Below are 15,070 nucleotides of genomic sequence, written 5' to 3'. Positions count from 1 at the left end.
GGATGTAAACAATAATCGTCAATAGGGAGTTGTGACAGCGAATTAATTCGGGTATTTCAACTTACAATTTTTATAATATCTTCAGATGGCAAAGTGATGAGGATATTGCGTTGTAACAGCGTTACCCTCACCAGGACTTTCTCTTCACCGTCAACTTTCATAATTTCCCCTGTCATGCCCGTCATAGGTCCATCTTTAATAACAACCTCTTTCCCCTGGGGAAAATAAGCCGCAGATACTTCCATGGTACTGTCTTTCGCCTGTTCCATTAATATGCGGACATTCCGGATAACGTTTGCACTCACTCTGGCAACATCTTTCCCTGATCTTACATAATAGAGTACGCCATCAATACTTAATCCTTTATAATACTCTTCCAGATCATTCAGGTAAACAAAAATATAAGATGGGAAAATTGGCGCATGGATGTATTTCTTTCTGTCCTTCTGTATACGTTGTTTTTTAACTGTTGGCAAAAGGGTGGCTATATTCATTTCAGTTAACCGAAAAGACACCTTTTTCTCATGTTGGGGCCTGGTATAAATAACATACCATCCGGCAATGGTATTATTCATTGTGGGTAATTGCTTGGATAGTTTAAAAGATAGGAATACTAAACAGATATGCTTAATGTGTGCTGCAATTTTCTATGAAACAGATGTAGCTTAATGGCATTAAAACAAGGGACAATATTACCCGGATAGTGAAGGCCGGATAAAGCTGTCGCTAGTGTGGTGTACATATCTGCCACATTATTTCGAAAATCCGGCATTAAACTGGTGGAAAAAATAAAATCTACAAGCCTGAAATAGCGTGTATAAATACTTTGAGGGCTTATATATTTTATAAAGTTGCTATCGTTTTCAGTTTCATCTTCTACATAGGGCTTATATGTGGGTCTTGGTCTGAAATTAGGAAACAAATTTTACAACGCAAAATAAAAACCAAGAAAACTATACTGCTAAACCTAATAATCCTGCACGTTACGAAAAGCACTGAAATATAATCGCATGAAGGGAATCAGGACGTATATAGTTTCTATACCTGATAAAAAAAACCAACCTGTATTATCACCTGAAAAATATTATTTTCATCCGCTCTTGTCTTCTGAAATAAATATTTTTAAAAAATCTAAAAAATGGCACATTCAATGAAATGAACACTAATCAAGACGAAATAATTAACAATGATAATTTATGCAAAGAAGTGGTGAATTTAAGAGCTGTATCAAAAACAATTAAGATCTACTTTGCTTAACGATAAATAATTCACAATTATCCAACTCTATTTTTTATGAAAAAAGTCACAGCTCAAAAATTACAATTGAAAAAAATCACCATTTCACGTTTGAATGGAAGTAACGGTGCAAACATTGGCGTAGCAAGCCATACAGAACATTCTCAATTGGCGAATTGCACGCTGGCATGCCCTACTCTTTGCACAGTGCCAACCAGTCCTATTACTTCATCTCACGTTTAAGCAATTTCAACATCAGATATATCTGCACACTTAAAAAATTTATCTGAAAAAAGCGGTTTTAATGTGAAGAAAAGGGTTAATGAGTAAGCAATCTGCTTATTCGTTAACCTTTTATAAATTGGCAGGATATCTAAGCATATTTTTCATGGGGAGCACCTTATCCTAATTCTATTTCATCAGACAAATGATAAGTTTGTTTCTCAGCAGGTCTGCCCGCTGCGTTCAATCCTTCCAGTGTCCAGTTATCTGTACCGGTTGTTTCCAGCCACTGGCCATTTGATTTACGCAATATCTGCATACAAAAGCCAAACAGATACCAGCAATCGTGCTCTACTGCTGCGGCCGTACGGTAATAGTTAATGTCCAGCCATCCCGAATGATGGGTCACCCTGATTTTTTCAATAGGGGTATCTGAGATTACTTTTTCTTCTTTAGCATAGTATTCCCCTTTCACGTGTGGTTTATAGAAAAATTCCAGTTTCAGGTAGGGATAGTATCTCCTGAACTCTTCTTGTATATCCACTACCAGTGTTTCGTCGTTAATATGGATTTGCATGACAGTGAGTTTATGTTACTACAATTATACCCCATTAAACCTTGCTCAAAAATGAGCGCTGTCATTTTGGGGCATGATTGCTATCATATCCCGGGAGCACGTACCAGCCCCCTGTTTTCAACCGCTATGACCAATATGATGATATAAATCAGCTATAAAAGCGACAGCCATCATTCTTCCGCTATCCTATCTGAAAATAAATCCTTCTTTAAACGGGTCTTCCGGGTCAAAATGAAAGGTATGTTGCCCCGTAATAAAAGCAGTTCCGCTCACTTCCGGTATTACAGCGTTATAGTCACCAAAGGCAGTCAGCTCCCTGACCGTTACCCCCATGGTACTGCCTGTAATACTTTCTATTATAATAGTTTCATTGATCTTTAATTCCCCTTTGGCATAATGCAGTGCTGCACGTGCGCTAACACCAGAACCAGTAGCAGAGCGGTCTACCTCTCCTTCTGCAAAAATGCATACATTACGGCTATGATGTCCTTCCTCCAGGGCTTTCCCTGTGAAAATGGTACCATACAAAAAGCTCAGGTCTTCTTCAAATGGATGCCTGATACTAAAATTACTCATAACAGCATATTTAATCCTGCGCCCATAATCAATTAGTTGGTTGTAGTGGGCAGCATTCAGGCTAAGTTGCAGGCTCTCCGCATTTACAAATGCATAAAAAGCGCCGCCATAAGCCACATCAAATTTTACGTTGCCGATACCCGGAACTACCACTTCCTGATCGGATAAATACAAAAAAGAAGGTACATTACGGAAGGCTACACCATTTACTTTGCCATTTTCCATGGTGGCATGGGCGTAAATTTTACCCGCAGGCACATTAATGGTAAGGTGAGGATTCCGTTCTTCCTTTTTGATAATACCTGTTTCCAATACCAGTTTTGTTAACGCAATAATCGCGTGTCCACACATGGTGCTGTAGCCTTCATTGTGCAGGAAAAAAACATCCATATCTGCATCTGCGGAAGAAGTGATCACAGCTCCGTACATGTCTGCATGTCCACGGGGTTCCCACATGGTACCGGTACGGATAAAATCCAGATGCTCTTTGAAGTATCTTCTTTTTTCAAGAACGGTTACACCTTTTATGGCGGGTAATCCGGAAACAAAAACACGTAACGGTTCGCCACCGGTATGCATATCTATTGTTTCTATCTTTAACCATTGGGCAGGTGCTTCCCAATGCAGGTTATTAAGTAATGTTTGCATTTAACGTGGGGTTAATAATTGATAATGGTTATGATAAACAGTATGAAATGAAAACAATTTGCGGCTTAAAAAGAAATGTGTGTTCCGATATTCCTGGCTTTGGCCGCTTCGTACAAAGCCTTTGCCATAAACAGGTCAAAAAGGGCCATTCCTGCAGATTTGTATGCTGTAGTCCCGGTCACGTCTACCTTCACCTCGCCGGTTAAAAGTTTCCCGATCGTAAACACATCTTTCTCCTGCAAAATTCCTTTTCTGAGCGGATTAATGATATCGCCGGTTTCTGTTTTAGCAAACACAGAATCAATGGCTAGCTTCCCGGATAACCGGAAAACATGATCCGGTAACTCTTGCATATCAGGTTTGTAGGAACCAATGCTGATAAAATGTTTGTTTTCCAGCAAACGTGTATCATTTGGTAAAACCGGAGTGGCAGACCGGCTGGCTGCAATAATTACATTTGTATGTTGCAGGATAGTGGCAGCATCTTTACAGGGAATCACCGCTACTGACGGAAACTGTTCCCGGAGTTCCGCAGTGAAAGCTGTCATACTTGTTGCTGATCGTTGCAAACAGTATATTTTCGTCACCGGCCGCACGGCACAGGCAAAAATAGCCTGTTGTATGCCCTGAACACCACATCCTATTAATCCGACGGTATTAATATCAGGAGGAGTCATATACCTGATTCCTATTGCTCCCAATGCCCCGGTACGCAATGCTGTCAGCTTTGCAGCATTCATAATGGCCAGCGGAAAACCGGTATGTGCATCATTCAGTAACATAGCTCCGTTAGTTACAGCCAGTTGCTGTTTGTTGTTTCCCGGCACAACGGATACCAGCTTGGTACCAAAATAGGTGTCGGAAAAAGAAGGCATGGAAAGGAAAGTATTTTCCCCCCAGTCAATGTGCATACGTTTGGGAACCAGGCAACTATTTTGCTCATTGGCAATGAGCGCAGCCTCCACTGTTGCTATCACTTCATCTAACGAAAGGAGGCCCGCAATTTCATGATTGTTTAATACCAGCATTGTAGATACATAAAAAAGAGCCAGTCTTACAAGACTGGCAAGCTCTAAACTCAATTTAACCTGCATTTGTTTACTGACCGGATTATTAATTAATATCCGTGTAACAAGGTGGTCGCCATGTAAACACACAATTGGCAGATCCTTTTACTACTAAATTTAACTGGCCAGGTTTACTTAATCCAGCAACGGTGATCTTGCCCAGGGTCAGCTTTCTTACGCATTGTTTCTTCATCGCAATTTGTTTTAGTGATGGTAAATAATCTTAGCAGTGTGAATGTATTGATTATTGCTATTGGGGTTAGCACCGATGTTAACCGTTTCTTTGCTAAAATTAACCGGCCTGCATAATATAATCATTCTGCCTTTTACAGGAACATCTGGCTTGTTGTTTTTAGTGCGGCTCTTGTTAAGCTAAAAAAGAATAGAAAACTTACATGACCTCTGTTCATAAAACGACTGAAAGCAGCGCAATTTCATTTTTTAACAGAAATGGAAACTTTAAAGGCACCTGATTTCCGGTTTATAGACTTTAATAAAAATAGCATTGCAGCCTTAAACAATGCATTTAAGCAAAAAGGGAAAGAAGGTATACTATCAAGATAACCGATGCTACCCCAATTGGCATACATTTCCTCCTCAACATATTTCAAGCAAAAAAGCATGCGTAAAAGTTAATTTAGGAATACTGATAATAGAATTGGTTCACTAGCTTCGCATTTTATTTTTATCTCTATAGAGCGTTGCACTTAAAAGTTTGTCTAATATTTACAAAGTAATTGAATTAAATAAAAATGTTGAAAAACAAGAATTGGGTATTATCCCTGTTGGCAGTAACGATCATGGGCACCAATACCGTATTGGCGCAGATGACCATTACCAGGCCAGGATCTGCGGATGTACAGCTGTTTGATAGTAACTGGCGCTTTGCCCGTTTTGGACTACAGGCAGATGGCAGCAGCAAAGATGAACCAGCGCATCCTGAAGAGGAACGGTTTGCGGACAATAGCTGGCAGCACCTCGACCTACCCCATGATTGGGCTATCAGTGGGCCTTTCAGGGTAGAACTCTCCGGCAATACAGGAAAACTACCCTGGCAAGGGATAGGCTGGTACCGGAAGGATTTCAGTATTCCGGCAACCGATGCGGGTAAAAAGATTTTCATTGATTTTGATGGGGCAATGGCCTATGCTAAAGTCTGGGTGAACGGACAGTATGTTGGTGAATGGCCTTACGGTTACAGTTCTTTCCGTTTTGATATCACTCCTTTTATAAAAACAGGGAAGCAGAACACGATAGCGGTGAAACTGGATACAGAGAAGTATGATTCCCGTTGGTACCCGGGTGCCGGCATATACCGCCATGTGTGGCTGGTAAAAACGAATGAAGTGCATGTCGGATGCTGGGGAACCTTTATCACGACACCACAGGTTACGGATACTGCTGCCATTGCGAATATCAATGTCAAACTGGACAACCAGGGAAAAGCCCCTGTTAAAGCCATTCTTCACACAGTAATCTACGAGTCGGCCGATGGGAAAAAGCCCGGAAAAAAAATTGCTGTTGCAAAAGATGCAATCGTAAATATTCAGGCTGATAGCAACACTGTTTCGGATATCTCTGTAAACATCTCCCGGCCTAAATTATGGAGCCTGGAGAACCCGCATCTTTATATAGCACAAACAACCTTATTTATCAATAAAAGGATTGTGGATACATACAATACTGTGTTCGGGGTCCGGTCCATAGCTTTCACCGCACGCAATGGCTTTTTGCTCAATGGTAAACAGGTTGCTATCAAAGGTGTTTGTAACCATCACGATTTAGGCGCGTTGGGTGCTGCTGTTAACCGCAGCGCTATAGCCAGACAGCTGTCAATCCTGAAAAAAATGGGATGCAACGCCATCCGCACATCTCATAACCCTCCCGCTCCCGAATTGCTGGAACTGGCAGACCAAATGGGCTTCCTGGTCTGGGATGAAGCATTTGATGCATGGAAAACAGGTAAACGCAAGAACGACTATAATAAACTTTTCCCCCAATGGCATGAACGCGACCTGCAAGCGATGGTACACAGGGACTGTAACCATCCATCAGTGATTATATGGTCGGTAGGGAACGAAGTGATGGATCAGCGGGATGTGGGCATCACCAGGGAACTGGCTGAAATTGTTCACAGGGAGGACCCTACCAGGCCGGTATCCAATGCATACAACGATCCTGACGGAGGACGGGAATCAGGTGCAGCAATGGCGCTCGATATCATGGGCGTAAATTATTTTTTTGGCAGGCAGGCCCATTGGGATGCTGATTCCATGTATAAAGACAAACCTACTATAGGAAGCGAAACGTCTTCCTGCGTAAGTTCGAGAGGAGAATATTTTTTCGGAGGGAATTACCAGAACTGGCAGGTATCTTCCTACGATAATGCCTTCCCTGGATGGGGATGCTCGCCCGACGAGCAATTCCGCACTAACAACAAATACCCCCACCTGTTGGGAGAATTTGTCTGGACAGGATTTGATTATCTTGGCGAACCCACCCCTTATAATTCTGATGAGACCAACCTGCTTAACTTCCGGACCGATCCTGCCAAGAAAGCCCAGCTGGAACAGGCGCTTGAAGAAATTAAGAAGAAAAATCCCCCCTCCAGGAGTAGTTATTTCGGAATAGTTGATCTCTGCGGATTTCCCAAAGACCGTTATTATAACTATCAGGCACATTGGCGTCCTGATTTTCCCATGGCGCACATACTACCACATTGGAACTGGCCGGAAAGAAAAGATTCCATAGTGCCTGTGCATGTTTATACATCCGGCGATAAGGCGGAACTTTTCCTGAATGGGAAAAGCCTTGGCTTGAAAATCAAAAGACCAGGGCAAGACTTCAGGCTGGTGTGGGACAGCGTAAAATATGTACCTGGCGAAGTAAAGGTGATAGCATACAAGGACGGGAAGTTATGGGCTACAGATATAGTAAAGACTGCCGGAAAGGCCCGGAAATTACGCCTGTTACCGGAGGCCGGCACAATAGCTAATGATGGGGAAACGCTTTGTTATGTGACGCTCCGTGTGGAGGATAATGATGGAATAATGGTTCCCCGCTCTCATCCGTTAGTGCAATTTATGATTGAAGGACCAGGTGAGATTGTTGCGACAGATAACGGGGATGCCACCAGCTTTATATCCTTTCAAAGCCATGAGCGCCCTGCATATAATGGGATGGCCCAGGTGGTTGTAAAAGCCGCCAAAGGGAAAAAAGGAAAAATTATTATAAGAGCGGTAAGCTCCGGATTAGAGGAGGCAGCTACTGAAGTGGTGGTAAAATAAAGACAAGGACACTTCTCCAAAAGCATCTTAAGACGGCTCAAAATAAACTTAAAAGCTCTTACAAGTAATAATATCGTTACAAATATCAAACGTCATTATTACCTGTAAGAGCTTTGCTAATTAGTTCCAGCGAGGCATTATACCTGGCAAACAGTTCCGTAACTAAAACAACCTGTTTATGAATGATAATGACTCCCTTTTTTGAAAGGTAATCCGAAAAAAGAAAACGTTACATTAATGATGTGTCTGACCCTGTACATGACGTTTCTTTTAAAACGTGGCAAACCATGAACTTTCAGATCCATCTCGGGAATGATTTGGCTCCTAGTGTTGCTACAAAGTAAGATAATAGTTTTTTGCGACTCCAGGTAGGGATACCTGGTTTACAAATAAATACCAATTTTCAGGGATTAGTTCCAAACCTGCTAATGCTATATCCTTCATTATTTATAGAAATAAGTCCTTCTGCAAGGCACTCCTGTATAAGAGCTTCCCCTAAATTTCTGTCTATTTGATAATACTGCTGTAAGTCGGGGATCAAATCAGAACGCCGCCCTCCGGTTACCCAGACATTGCTCTTAATTACATTAAGTAATCTTTCTTTTTCATTCATTGCGGCCCAATAGTTAATTAAATTTATGGGTTTATCCTATTCTGTCCAGTCAAGTCGGGGTGCCTGTACAATTCTCGAACTTTTTGGTCATGGATGATTTATAATCACATTTCTATCAAACACTTATTAGTTTATCCTGATGGGATTGTTTGACAAAATTTATTTTAATGCCAGTCCAAAATTTCTGTACATTTCAGGAAAATAAAATATCAAAAGCATTGTCATACCAAATTTTTATAAGAATACAAAAGATGGCAACACAATCGAAGAAACTATTCAATGAAGATATGCCGGGGAATTTTATATAACCCGGTTTGACATTTAGGTTTGGCCCTATGACGACCCTACTCAGTAAACTACTCAAGAATCCTTAACTTATTACCTATGAATAATTCAGCACACGAGAACTTTAATGACCTGCTCGAACAAATCACTAACAGCGAAGACCTTACAGAATTAGATGCACTCATCCATCGCCTGAATGCAGAAGATTTGCAACGCTACAAAACTGAAATTACAGATAGCTATCTTCGGATCTTCACCATTGGACATTGTGATCTGAGCTATGGCAATATAAATACAGAAGACAAGGATTCAATTGTTGCATATCTTTTTGAAATCCTTGCATCAGTAGAAAAAGTCTATCCAGAGAAACTTTTTCATATAGAACGGGCACAATGTTATGAATTTCAGGCAGAGCTTAAAAAAGGGATAAATGATAAATTATCGGCACTCCAAAAAGCTGCCGACGAATATATTAAAGCGGCCCGGACTTCTCTGGAAATAAACGTTTGCATAGCGGGTATCTCGATTGATAAAATGGAGATTACACAACAGTATACCGATGATGAGTTTATAAGAATCCTTGGGTTGTTTCAACTTGCCTTTACAGCATACTCCGAAAAGGTTCTCATTTATTTTTTGCAAGGCTGTTTCCGGATCCTGAATTTTTCATTTGATAAAAGAGAACATTGGCATCACCAGTTTTTCGGGAAATTCACTGCATCTCTCACTCATTTTTCAGCGAAAGATCCCATTATCAATTTATTATGCTCAGAGGAACTGACAAGAGTCCTGGAGTGTGGGGTCTATGACATCTCACCCAACCATGCCGATGATCTATACAAATTATCGTTTGATCTCCTTGAAAACCTAACCGACTACTCAACTGATGATAGTGGACTTTTAAACCGGCTGGGATCCGCATTTGAAAAGGCTGCCAAACAGATGAACAATAATGAAGTCGCGGAAAAATTACGTTTTTTCCAAATAGCAGTCCATTACTTTACAAAAGGGCAAACCATTGCACCTGCGGCATGGACCTTTCCCGTTTATGCCACCAATGCATTGAAAGCAATGGCCCGGCATCACCAGGATAAACGTATAATTATCCAACTATTCGAAGCGGGGAATACCATCTTTTCAAAAACGTATCAGCATGAAAAAAACTTTACCCTAAATCTTAATTGGGGAGAATTTCTGATTGAATATGCCAGATTGGCCTACAACTTTCAAGCTGAAGATATCCTCAAAGAGGCTGCCCTCAAATTGAACATCGCTAAAGAATTGGGGGAAAACTATTATGAGCTTCCTTTTCTGTTACTCGCCAAAGTCGCCTTGAAATCAGGTAATAAACAGGAATCACTGAATATCCTGAACGAATGCCAGGCCATATTCACTACAGAATACAGCACATACAGTTTTGACATGATTTTAGAAGACGAAGATTTTGCTCCCATATTCGAAGATCTCCGCGAATCAGGATCCTGATTATAAGTTGAGGATGCGTAAAAGGAGTTGAATGAGCAAGCCCTCTGCGCTAAATCACAAGAAACGGGGCTATTGAATCTTAATAAAAAGCAACCCCAAAATAATTGGGGTTGCCGTCTATAGTCAAATACTTTATCATTGCTTTTTAATGCCAGCATGCACTTCTGGTATTATGCCGCCTGAATTTTCTGATCGCCTCTAAATTGCTTCTGAGTAATTTGTTTTGTCCTGCTGGTTGTGCTGCTTCATAAGCGCCTACTGATTTAAATCCATTAAAGATCATCTCAAAAAAATGTAATTTACATATTGACAAGTCAACCCAAATAAAACTAAGTAAGCAAGAATTGCAAATCCGCACTTTGATAGACCAAAAATTATCCCTAACTGGTTGTTATTAATTGGTTAATCCGATTTTCGTAAGATCAAAAATACAAAGCAAAATTTTGTCCTACCGTTATTTGTTGATTATTCACCTATAAATATCAATATGGAAATTTATCAAAATATAGGGGGAGATTCAGGGGTCTATGCGTTTCTGATCGACGATAACTCTATAACAGTTGAATTCAGTACAAGGGCTGTGTACCTTTATAATTATAGTCGCCCAGGTAGTCGCCATGTAGATCAAATGAAAACACTAGCTCTAAGTGGAAGAGGGTTAAATAGTTACATTAGTAGGTATGTCGGGAAAAATTATGCTTCCAGATTAAGATGAGTCACTAATCAAAAAGGACTATAAAAAGCGTGATACATTCTTTCGAATTGTATCACGCTTTTGTGATCCATTAAAAATAAGTTCGAAAATTGTACAGGCAGGGCGACAGAGAAAAAGCAACAAAGCCTTCGCAATCGCGGAGGTTTTTGCTTTTGGAGCGTAGCCCTCAAACATTGCTTGAATGCCACAACGATAAAAGCAAAAATGTGAGCTATCCTCCGGAGCATGGCTAAGTATTGATTTAAGACGCCTTTATCTGCGATTTAATTTTTTTTCTGTGGTTTTCACCAAACGTAATAAGCGCCTCTAATATCAACCTTGTCTCTCTCGCATATTCCGTCACGGAATATTCAACGGTGATCGGTTTCGTTTTTTTAACTGTGCGGGCAATCAGCAAATTTTGCTCCAGCTCCTGAAGCTCCCGGGTAAGCACTTTCGGACTGATATTTAATTTTTCCTGCAGGTCCTTAAATCGCAGGGAACCATATGCAAGGGTTTTAAGAATTCTAAATTTCCACTTTCCGCGAAGCAACTCAATGGCATCCCTGAGCCCCAGCGCCCTCTCCTTCCAGTCGACATTAATATCATCACACCTGATTATTGACATAACGGTTCTTTTACTTTCCTAAAGGTAACCCATAACGATCAATCCCATAATAGCCAATAAATTGCCGTCGTGAAAAATACTACTTATGAAAGCAATACAATTAGCAAATCAGGGAGATTTCGAAGTACTGGTCATTAAAGACATTCCCCAACCGGTTTGTAAGCCGGAAGAGGTGCTTGTCCGGGTAGAAGCTGTAGGCCTTAATTATGTAGATACCCTTATCCGGAAAGGCAGTCATCCTGTATTAAAGCAGTTCCCGGCCATTATGCCAGGGGAAGTAGAGGGTGTCATAGAAGCAACCGGCAAAGAGGTACGGCACCTTTACCCTGGCCAGCGCATAACCGGATATGCCAATGCCGGCTACGCCCAATTTGCCGTTATGCCAGCCAGCGAAGTCACTTTGCTGCCAAATGAACTCCCTCTGGGAACAGGCATGTTGATCCAGCATCTCACGGCGCAGAACCTGTTGCATCAGGCTGCCGGTTATCAATCGCTGCTGATTACCGCCGCTGCCGGGGGAGTTGGGTCTTCCACCATACGCATAGCTAAACTTAAAGGTATCAGCACTATTATCGGGATGGTGGGTAGTGCAGACAAGGCAGGATATATTTTATCCCTCGGAGCCACCGGGACTGTCATCTACACCGCCGATAACTGGCAGGATCAACTGGATACACTTACCGAAAAAAAAGGAGTAGACCTGATCCTCGAATCGGTGGGCGGTCCTGTTGCCTCAGCGTTGCTACCCCGCTTATCCCGTGGCGGTACTATGGTGGTATATGGCAATAGTTCCCGGCAGCCAACCATAGTGGATATCTCGGATCTCATCATATCCAATACCAGGATCGTGAGCGCCAGGCTTTACTCTGCTCCAGCTGAATTAAGGGAGCAATGGACGAGGGAGATTATTCAATGGATACTTTCAGGTGAACTGGATGTGTCAATAACTCTTTATCCATTGGCTGATGCATCCCGGGCACACCGGGATATGGAAGAACGGCGTAGTATAGGCCGGTTGATACTTCAACCATGGTGAGTATGGCCATACACAAATAATAATTCCTTGCCAGCGGGCTAAAATAATATGGGATGATGGTGCGAACTGGACCTGTTACTATCTACAAACAACTTCGGTTTGTGTAGATAACACCCCTCCTTCCGGAGGCGGAGATGGCGGCGGGAGTGTTGGTGCCCCTCCTCCTGTTGCGATTACGCAATTGTATCAAATAAAACAAATAAGAGATAGTTTAAAAAACCCTTGTTTTAAAAAAGCCTTGAATAATCTAAAAGGAGGAATTTTCGATGGCCGTTACAGTATAATCTTACATGAATTCTATGGAGATAAAGCAAACTCGACTATAAGTTTCAGTGAGGGGATAGTACAGAATGGTGATGACGCTCACACTGATGGTACTTCTAGTGGCATATATGCATATGGAGATACAAAAATTAATAATGTTACATTAAAAAATGCGTCACAGGAATACCTTGTAGCAACAATGATGCACGAAACATTACACGCTTATTTTATTGCACATCCACCCTCTCCAATTATCACGGATCGAAATAGTAGAGATCACAATCAAATGGCAAATGATTATGTTTGCATTATTGCTGATGCTTTATCTGAACTTTTCCCAAACTTGCAATATAATGATGCGATCTCTTTGTCTTGGGGAGGGCTTGGGTATACGTCAGCATATACCGCATTAAGCAAAGGGGCGAAAGATACTATTGAATCTACAAATATTAACTTTAAAATGGGACTCAATGGAACCAAATGCAATTAAAAAGGCAATTCAGATTTGCCTACTTATTATGATCAGTCAAATAGCATCTGCACAAATTAAGGCAGTTGATAATGATGAAAGTAGAAAATTCTTTAATAAGGTAGAACGCGCGATCATATTACATAGAATTGAGGACTCTGTTTGCAATGAATATTCCACTGTAATAATTCATGTTCGCAATAAGAGAGTACTTGATTCTGTAGATTTTTCGAGGAATCCAAAAATCATAAAATTAGCTTTTGCTACCGTTTTTTCACTTTACAAAAATGCTAATTGGGACAAAATTATTCGTAAATCGAGTGGCAATTTCGATATTATACAACCTTTTATCTATACGTATTATCCAAATTACATTGCAGAATGCCCGGATACTATTTCTACAGGCCAAATAAAAGCTATGATGGATACGGATATAGGTGGTAGAAAAAAGAAAAATATTCCTACCTTTTTATTAGAGAATCTAATTTTAAAAAAGTATGGCACAGTCGCTAAAAAATAATACAAACAATGCTTTATAAAACAGAAAGCACCTGGCAAGTACCAAGTGCTTTCTGTTTTATAGGCGTTGAGCGGATTCTCAGTTTGTGGAGAAGGGCTTTGTTATCAAACACCTAAACGCATACTTCCATTCTTTTTTAAGAGTATACCAATTTTACAATTATTAAATGTATTACCACTCATTTGGGCACCTAAAATGTTTATTGCTTCGTTATTATTATTCCTCATTACGGGTAGTGCCCCTTCCGTAATTTTTAAAAAATATCCTTCCGGAGCATATAATTCCACAGAGGCTTTAAAACTATCGCCTGTTCCATGATGAAGTTCAAATATGGTCTTGTCGTTCATTTTACACACAGTAACGCCTTCCCATTTCTCCAATTTTACGCCTGCTTTTCTCCCTGCATCAGTTTCATATACTCTATTTCCCGTCACCTTTGTAAGGTAAGTACCGTCGGAATGATAGATTGGTATTTGCACTTCATAACTAACACTATGCTCATTTACTATTTCTATCAAATTAACATCCTCATACTTTAAAATTATAGGTGTATTTATGAATGTGTTACCTAAAATATTTACTACTGGGCTAGTTTGAAATTCTAATGTTTCCATACGATTAATGTTTTTTTGTATTTGTATAATTAGTAAAACAGGAAATGCTTCAGCATGGGTTATACTGGACCAATATTTTCATTACAACATCACAAAAGACAGCATATTTGAATATGTTAATGAATTGAGGATGCTTTTCAGCTTCAAGACCATGGTAACTCTTTTCCTTTTACCAGCAAACAATATAAGCAGAAAAACCGGGCTATCATGGCCCGGTTTTTTTATTTATGCTATTTGTTGATAGTATACTGGTGTTACGGCCTCGTTGATTTCATCATCGTCTAAATCCTCTAAATAACCATCTGTTGTTTGGAAACTATCATGGCCTAAACTTCCTTGAATAATAAACCCGTCTATTTTAGCCTTTTTCATCAGCTGTGCGAAAGTATGCCGAGATGTATGAAAGGTCATTGCCCCCTTAACACCTATTAAATCGCCTATTTTTTTGAGTTAAAAATTGATATTATAATTAGCCTCATCAATGGCATAATATAGCGCTTTATCATCAGTACATTCTTTTTTCAATAGAGGGAATAGATATGGCCCACCTGAATTCCAATCTTTATCTATTATCCGGGCGAGCTTAGGATGAATTTTTATGCTTCTCAGATCACGGCCTTTATTCATTCGGTAGTCAAGATATGCCTCGTCTATAGCTTCTCTTTTGGTAGTTGCAACATTAGCAAAGCGCATACCTTGCGAATAGAACGCAAACAAATACATATCACGTCCAAGGTCAAACATTCCAGATAGCTCAATATCTTCAAGTGCTTGTAGCTGTTTCCCATTCAGCTTTAACTTTTTTTACCTTCTCCCTTTACCTTGACTAACTTAAATGGGTTACCAGGG

General features: G+C 40.4%; 15 protein-coding genes. 6 read left to right on the top strand and 9 right to left on the bottom strand.

Annotation, left to right across the window (positions count from 1 at the left end; translation table 11 throughout):
- Nucleotides 1–56 precede the first annotated feature (56 nt).
- Complete coding sequence (gene nusG / locus CLV51_RS23070) at nt 57–575, bottom strand: transcription termination/antitermination protein NusG (RefSeq protein WP_106530465.1); 519 nt, start codon at nt 573–575, stop codon at nt 57–59.
- Nucleotides 576–1,293: 718 nt separating this feature from the next.
- On the opposite strand from nusG, the gene CLV51_RS29235 reads away from it, so the two are divergent.
- On the top strand, nt 1,294–1,479 hold the full coding sequence (locus tag CLV51_RS29235) for a hypothetical protein (protein WP_158267125.1): 186 nt from the start codon (nt 1,294–1,296) through the stop codon (nt 1,477–1,479).
- A gap of 157 nt (nt 1,480–1,636) precedes the next feature.
- Here the strand turns inward: CLV51_RS29235 and CLV51_RS23065 are convergent, their stop codons facing one another.
- The 4 genes from CLV51_RS23065 to CLV51_RS29230 all read right to left on the bottom strand — a co-directional run bounded on the left by CLV51_RS23065 (nt 1,637) and on the right by CLV51_RS29230 (nt 4,519).
- Entirely contained in the window at nt 1,637–2,035 is a 399-nt protein-coding gene (locus CLV51_RS23065) for a hypothetical protein (RefSeq protein WP_106530464.1), read from the bottom strand.
- 186 nt (nt 2,036–2,221) lie between these two features.
- Entirely contained in the window at nt 2,222–3,259 is a 1,038-nt protein-coding gene (locus CLV51_RS23060; RefSeq protein WP_106530463.1) for a proline racemase family protein, read from the bottom strand.
- Nucleotides 3,260–3,324: 65 nt separating this feature from the next.
- Nucleotides 3,325–4,341, bottom strand: coding sequence for an ornithine cyclodeaminase family protein (locus tag CLV51_RS23055; protein WP_158267124.1), 1,017 nt, complete (start codon nt 4,339–4,341; stop codon nt 3,325–3,327).
- 31 nt (nt 4,342–4,372) lie between these two features.
- Nucleotides 4,373–4,519 carry a hypothetical protein gene (locus tag CLV51_RS29230; protein WP_158267123.1) on the bottom strand — a complete coding sequence of 49 codons (147 nt, stop codon included), beginning with the start codon at nt 4,517–4,519 and terminating at the stop codon, nt 4,373–4,375.
- A 559-nt stretch (nt 4,520–5,078) separates the two neighbouring features.
- Here CLV51_RS29230 and galB point away from each other — a divergent pair.
- Nucleotides 5,079–7,613: a beta-galactosidase GalB gene (gene galB, locus CLV51_RS23045; RefSeq protein WP_106530460.1), complete on the top strand. Its 2,535-nt coding sequence runs from the start codon at nt 5,079–5,081 to the stop codon at nt 7,611–7,613.
- A gap of 997 nt (nt 7,614–8,610) precedes the next feature.
- Complete coding sequence (locus CLV51_RS23035) at nt 8,611–9,996, top strand: hypothetical protein (protein WP_106530458.1); 1,386 nt, start codon at nt 8,611–8,613, stop codon at nt 9,994–9,996.
- A gap of 956 nt (nt 9,997–10,952) precedes the next feature.
- Here CLV51_RS23035 and CLV51_RS23025 read toward each other — a convergent pair.
- Nucleotides 10,953–11,318, bottom strand: coding sequence for a winged helix-turn-helix transcriptional regulator (locus tag CLV51_RS23025; RefSeq protein WP_106530456.1), 366 nt, complete (start codon nt 11,316–11,318; stop codon nt 10,953–10,955).
- A gap of 85 nt (nt 11,319–11,403) precedes the next feature.
- On the opposite strand from CLV51_RS23025, the gene CLV51_RS23020 reads away from it, so the two are divergent.
- From CLV51_RS23020 to CLV51_RS23010, 3 genes are all read left to right on the top strand, one after another.
- On the top strand, nt 11,404–12,354 hold the full coding sequence (locus tag CLV51_RS23020; protein ID WP_106530455.1) for a quinone oxidoreductase family protein: 951 nt from the start codon (nt 11,404–11,406) through the stop codon (nt 12,352–12,354).
- A gap of 238 nt (nt 12,355–12,592) precedes the next feature.
- The gene (locus tag CLV51_RS23015; protein ID WP_106530454.1) at nt 12,593–13,108 is read left to right on the top strand and encodes a hypothetical protein; all 516 of its coding nucleotides are present in this window, start codon (nt 12,593–12,595) and stop codon (nt 13,106–13,108) included.
- Nucleotides 13,089–13,607 (top strand): hypothetical protein, encoded by a 519-nt coding sequence (locus CLV51_RS23010; protein ID WP_106530453.1) that lies wholly within the window; start codon nt 13,089–13,091, stop codon nt 13,605–13,607. Before CLV51_RS23015 ends, CLV51_RS23010 begins: the two co-directional genes overlap by 20 nt.
- Nucleotides 13,608–13,711: 104 nt before the next feature.
- Here the strand turns inward: CLV51_RS23010 and CLV51_RS23005 are convergent, their stop codons facing one another.
- From CLV51_RS23005 to CLV51_RS22995, 3 genes are all read right to left on the bottom strand, one after another.
- A complete protein-coding gene (locus CLV51_RS23005; RefSeq protein ID WP_106530452.1) occupies nt 13,712–14,221 on the bottom strand; it encodes a hypothetical protein in 510 nt (169 codons plus the stop codon).
- Nucleotides 14,222–14,446: 225 nt separating this feature from the next.
- Nucleotides 14,447–14,662: a tyrosine-type recombinase/integrase gene (locus tag CLV51_RS23000; protein WP_281261538.1), complete on the bottom strand. Its 216-nt coding sequence runs from the start codon at nt 14,660–14,662 to the stop codon at nt 14,447–14,449.
- A gap of 9 nt (nt 14,663–14,671) precedes the next feature.
- Nucleotides 14,672–14,965, bottom strand: a complete 294-nt coding sequence (locus CLV51_RS22995; RefSeq protein WP_106530450.1) for a site-specific integrase — start codon at nt 14,963–14,965, stop codon at nt 14,672–14,674.
- Nucleotides 14,966–15,070: the final 105 nt, after the last annotated feature.

Source organism: Chitinophaga niastensis (assembly GCF_003014755.1).
Classification (GTDB): Bacteria; Bacteroidota; Bacteroidia; order Chitinophagales; family Chitinophagaceae; genus Chitinophaga; species Chitinophaga niastensis.
Note: the sequence above shows the minus strand (reverse complement) of the source record. Positions and strands in the feature narration are given on the sequence as shown.